Origin of the sequence: [Mycoplasma] falconis (genome assembly GCF_006385795.1) — a bacterium.
Taxonomy (GTDB): Bacteria; Bacillota_I; Bacilli_A; order Mycoplasmatales; family Metamycoplasmataceae; genus Metamycoplasma; species Metamycoplasma falconis.
The window spans coordinates 1-5,298 of the sequence record NZ_VFSS01000015.1 but is presented as its reverse complement, the minus strand read 5'-3'; the positions used below and the strand labels follow the sequence as shown (position 1 = coordinate 5,298).

Genomic DNA, 5,298 nt, shown 5'->3' with positions numbered 1-5,298 from the left:
ATTATGCAATTTCTGGAAAACTAACCAAACAATTACCTTCTGATTCTAGTGTTGAAGATTTATTAGCTTTAATTAAAAAAGAAAAAGAAAAATTAATAGCAGAAAAGAAAATTAAAGCTAATAAAACCTCTTCATACATTTATAAAAAAGATAATAAATGATATGAAGAAGTTGGGGGTAAAGTTGTTGATATTACGGAGCAAATTCCGTTTAAGATACGAGATAACTGAGTTTGAAACAGAATGGGACAAGTGGGTAAAATATCTTCTGGATTAACTCCTAATAAAGAAGCAATATTTACTTATTCTAGGGTTGATCTTGTACCCTTTTTTAAAGTTTCATCAATGAACGACCCTGAAAATGAAAATATTTTACAAAAAACAAATTTTTATGTTCCTAACAAATATAAAATAGAATATCCATCTATAGTTTTTCCAAAAAACGGAGGAGCAATTTATACAAATAAAAGAAGAGTTTTATTAAATAACGGATCAATAGATTTAAATTGTTCGTATATTTATCCTTTTGTTTTTAACATGTTTAATTATTTATATTTTTGATTTTCTAATATAAATCTATCTAATTTTATCGTCGGCACTGCCGTACCCACAATAAATAGCAGTATTTTGAGTAATTTATTATTACCATTACCCCCTCTTGAAGAACAACAACGCATTGTTAATAAATTAGAAACAGTTCTGCCTTTAATAGAAAAAATCAATAAATAATATCTATTAATTAAACAATTTAATAATTATTTATTACTCTAAAAAATAGATTATTAAACGTGCTAAAATTTAATATATGTGTAATGGTTAAGGCTGTTGCAACATATAGATTGTAGTTGCGAAAAAAGAGCCCAGAGAGGCTCTTTATTTCTTTATTATTTATTAATATTAAATTTATATATAGCCATATTTTCAATTGCTTGATCTTCTAAAACTTCTAAATTCTTAAGTTCTGCTTCTAATTTTTGAGCTTCTTCACGGTTCGGTTTTGTAACCGGGTTTTTAGGAGCAAATAATTCGCAGGTTTCACAAGCTTTTTGAATTGAAATGGGCATTGTGTTAATTTTTTCAGCTATTTTAATCGTTTCGTTTTTATCATAAGTTAAAAGTGGTCTAAATATAGGAATATTGCAAACTTCTGAAATGGTATAAATTGATTCAAGGGTTTGACTAGCAACTTGTGCTAAATTTTCTCCATTTGATAAAGCTTTAATATTAAATTTATTGGCAATTTTATTAGCTATTCGATAAAAACTACGACGCATTAAAGTAATTTTATATTTTTGATTTGAAACTAAACCAATATAGTTCATGATATCAGTGTAATTAATTTGATATAAAGTAGCATTACCTTGATATTTTGCTAACAAACTAACTATTTCATCAATTTTTCTAGTAGTTTCACTATCAGTATGGGGCGGAGTGATAAAGTTTAAAAAACTTATTTTCATACCTCTTTTTTGTAATAGATTAGCTGCTACAGGAGAATCAATTCCGCCACTAATTAAATGTAAAGCAGTTCCGGCGGTATTAACTGGCATTCCGCCTAAACCAGCAATATAATCGGTAAAAACATAAGTTTCTTTATCTCTTACTTCAATATAAATAGTTAAATCAGGATTAGTTAAATTAACATCTTTGTTTTCGGTGTTTTTTAAGACAACGCCGCCAAAATGCATATTAAGTTCAGCACTAGTTAATGGAAATTGTTTTTGATGTCTTCTAGCTTTAATTGCAAAAGATTTAAATTGTTTTTGACTAATAATATATTTAACAATTTCTTCAATATCAACTAATTCATGTGTAGTTTGATAAACACAAGAATAAGATGATATTCCGAAAATATATTTTAAGGCGTTTAAATTTAATTCGTTATATTCTAAAAAAGCTCGATCGTATTCCATTTTTATTTGTTCTTTTGGAATATATAAAAGCAAATTTTGTTTTAACTGATTAATAAAATCTTTTTTGTTTTCACCCTTTAAAGTTAACTCTCCATATCTAATTAAAATTTTGTTATACTGCATAAATCTCCTAGTTTAGTTTGTTTTCAACATAGTCAAAAATTATATTGTATTTTTGATTTAAATCTTTTTCGTTTACAAATTCTAAAAACAGTTTTTTTAATTCATCGTTAGAACTTACTTGATAAGCTATTTGATTTTTTACGGCATCACAAATAAGTATTTGATTAAACATCTTATAAAGTTTAATAATTTGTAAAATCAAACTTAATTGCGATGGATTAATGCCATTTTTTAAATTAGTATAAAATAACTTATTTTCTTCATCTATTACTTCACTATTTAATCAATTTATTTTAGTTAATAAATTGATATATGTTTTTTTAAAATATTTAAATTTATCATCAACTATTTTTTTATTATTAAATAGTTTTTCAGCTAAGTTATAAACTTCAAAAAGTTTTTGTAAAACTTGTTTAGCTCGTAATTTAAAATCAATAGTTTCTAATAAAGCTCATTTATCTTTATGGGTTTTTAAAAAAGCTAATAAAGGTTCTAAATTATTATTGACTTTTAAATAAATAGCTTCTAAATTTTTATCGTAATTATTTAAATTATAAGTTTTATATTTAGCAATAGTTCCTTCAATTAGCTCAACTATAAAATCAGCATAATTTCTTAAAACTAATTGAGCTTTTAGATTAATAATAATATCGTTTTTTATTTGATATGTTGTGCTTAAAATATCGTTTAATAATTCATTATATTTATCGATATCTTCTTTGTTTAAATTACTTAAACTTTTTTTTATATTTTTAATTTCTTTTTCTTGCTTTAATAAATCAAAACTAGCTTTTATATTTTCTAAATATTTACCCAAAACTTTTTCGTTTTGTTCGTATAAATTTTTAAGGTCAAATAAATTTAAATTAATTTCTTTTAACTTATTGTTTAAAACTTTTAAATTATTTATCTTTTCAATATAGGCAATAATTAAATTATTTAATAAACCTTTTTTATTATCTAATTCTTCTTTATTAGCATTAATAAATCCATCTTTTCTAAATCAATCAAAAAGGGTTTGAGTTTGTTTTTTTAAATTTAAAACTTGATCTTGATTATTTTTAATTCAATCAACATTTTCAATTCTATTTCAGATTTTTTCAAAGTAAATATAAGTTTCTAAACATTGGTGATAATAAATTAAATTGTTATCAATTTTAGAACCTTTTTTAATTTCTAAACTTTTAATGTTGTTATATTCTTCGTGAATGATTTTATTTATTAAATAAATATTTTTTAAATCTTTTTTATTTTTCTTAGCACATTTGCACAACTTATATTTATGTCATCTGTCATGATTATCAATATCATTTAAGATTTTATCTTTTAACATTAAAAATTTACTTCTAGCTTTTTCATATTTAAGCAAACTTTCGTTAATGATTTTACGTGAAGCGGCTAAAATATTAGTTTGTTTAGCAAACACTTCAAACTGATTATTAATCATTAAAATTTCGTTGTGTGATTTTTCAATGATTTTTGTATAGCTAACTAACGCCTTTTTAATTTTGGTAGTTTTATTTTTATTAGCTACATAAATGGCTCCTCAAATTAAAAGAGCAACTAGGATTACAATTAGTAAAGAAATTATTATTAAACGTCACATATATAAATATTTTAATCACTTGTAAATTTTTTACTTATAATTAATTTTTATCATTTTTAATATAATTATTAATTATGAAAAAGACTAAGAAAATTACTATGGCTTGTCAAGAGTGTCTAACTAAGAATTACACCCTTAATAAAAGTTCTGAAGCAAGACTTGAATTAAATAAGTTTTGTAAAAAATGTAACAAACAAACATTACATAAGGAAGAAAAATAATGTCAGAAAGTAATATGGAAGACAAAAAACTTTTAAGAAAACAAAAACACCAAGAAAAAATCGCTCAAAAAGTTGCCGCTAAAAAAGCTAAGTTTTTAAAACAACAACAAGATATACAAGAAAAACTGTTAAAACAAAAAGAAGTATTATTAACTAAAAAAGCTGAACTAGAACAACTTCAAGAAAATCAACGTGAATACTTTAAAGAAGATAAAAGAGCTAAAAAAGCTTTTGATAAAAAGTATGACAAACTATTAGATAAAATAGATAAAAACGAAGAAGCGATTAAAAATACCCAAAGTAATATTAAAAATTTAAATACTTATAAATCTTCAACTTTAAAAAACTGAGTTAAAGAAATTAAAAGAATTATTTGACCAAAAAGTAGTAAAGCTTGAAAATGATTTGGTATTACCGTGGCTTTTGCGGTTGGGGCAGCGATATTCTGTTTCTTAGTTACATTAGGATTTACTAGTCTTTGAAATACCGTTGGAATTAAAAATTAGGAGTTAATATGGAAATTACAAGTAAAGATTTTAAATGATATATGATCTCAACAGTTTCTGGAAAAGAAGATAATGTTATCGAAGCTTTAAAAAATAAAATAGCTACCCAAAATATGGAAGAGCTATTTAAAGAAATTAGAATTTTCAAAATGCCTCATCTTTCAAATCGGGAAATGGAGAAAAAAGCTTTTGGTGAAGAATATACCGTTAGATATGTAAATATATATAAAGGATATATCTTTATTAATATGGTTATGACAGATGATGCTTGATACTTAGTACGTAACACCCAATATGTTACCGGGTTAATTGGATCTTCTGGAAAAGGAGCTAAACCAACTCCTGTTTCACAAAAGAATTATGAAAAGATGGTTGAGCAAGAAGCTTTATTACAAGCTAAGTTTGACGCTGGCGAAATCGAAACCGCTTTTAAAGAAGGTACTATCGTTAGAGTTATTAACGGAATATTTAGAGGCGAAACTGGGGATATTATTAAAAATAATGATGCAACTAGAAAAGCTTTTGTTAACATCGAACAATTTGGTAGAAAAGTTCCAACAGAATTTGATTACACCGATTTAGAAATCGTCGGTTAATAATAATATTTAGGCAAGATAAGCAAAAAATCTTGCCTTTTTATTTTGTTTTTTTATATTAATGTATAATAAATAACGCTTAACTAAATCAAGCCAAAAAATGGCGAAATTTATTAAGAAATCAGGCTTTCAAAAATATAATTTTTTTTCGAAATATAATTATGAAAATCTGTATAATTTATTTTGCTATGTTCGAAACGACAAAGCAAAAATAGTTCTTTGAAAACTGGATACGAATACCATAACGTCAATTTTAATAATTACAATATAACAAAACCAATCAACTTTATTTAAGAGTTTGATCCTGGCTCAGGATGAACGCTGGCTGTGTGCC

Annotated in this window: 6 protein-coding genes; 4 read left to right on the top strand and 2 right to left on the bottom strand. The window is 24.5% G+C overall.

The window, feature by feature from the left end; genetic code table 4:
- Positions 1–728: restriction endonuclease subunit S (locus FJO69_RS07660; protein ID WP_211333791.1), on the top strand; the 728-nt coding region annotated here is incomplete at its 5' end.
- 155 nt (positions 729–883) lie between these two features.
- Here FJO69_RS07660 and thiI read toward each other — a convergent pair.
- A complete protein-coding gene (gene thiI / locus FJO69_RS02900; protein ID WP_140781566.1) occupies positions 884–2,035 on the bottom strand; it encodes a tRNA uracil 4-sulfurtransferase ThiI in 1,152 nt (383 codons plus the stop codon).
- Positions 2,036–2,042: 7 nt separating this feature from the next.
- Positions 2,043–3,641, bottom strand: a complete 1,599-nt coding sequence (locus FJO69_RS07655) for a hypothetical protein (RefSeq protein WP_140781565.1) — start codon at positions 3,639–3,641, stop codon at positions 2,043–2,045.
- A 74-nt stretch (positions 3,642–3,715) separates the two neighbouring features.
- Here FJO69_RS07655 and rpmG point away from each other — a divergent pair, with 74 nt between their 5' ends.
- The 3 genes from rpmG to nusG are packed head-to-tail and all read left to right on the top strand — an operon-like array spanning position 3,716 to position 4,964.
- Positions 3,716–3,862 carry a 50S ribosomal protein L33 gene (gene rpmG / locus FJO69_RS02890; RefSeq protein ID WP_140781564.1) on the top strand — a complete coding sequence of 49 codons (147 nt, stop codon included), beginning with the start codon at positions 3,716–3,718 and terminating at the stop codon, positions 3,860–3,862.
- Positions 3,862–4,368: a preprotein translocase subunit SecE gene (locus FJO69_RS06265; RefSeq protein WP_277872288.1), complete on the top strand. Its 507-nt coding sequence runs from the start codon at positions 3,862–3,864 to the stop codon at positions 4,366–4,368. The genes rpmG and FJO69_RS06265 overlap by 1 nt, the downstream gene beginning before the upstream one ends.
- 8 nt (positions 4,369–4,376) lie before the next feature.
- Entirely contained in the window at positions 4,377–4,964 is a 588-nt protein-coding gene (gene nusG / locus FJO69_RS07650) for a transcription termination/antitermination protein NusG (RefSeq protein WP_140781563.1), read from the top strand.
- Positions 4,965–5,298: the final 334 nt, after the last annotated feature.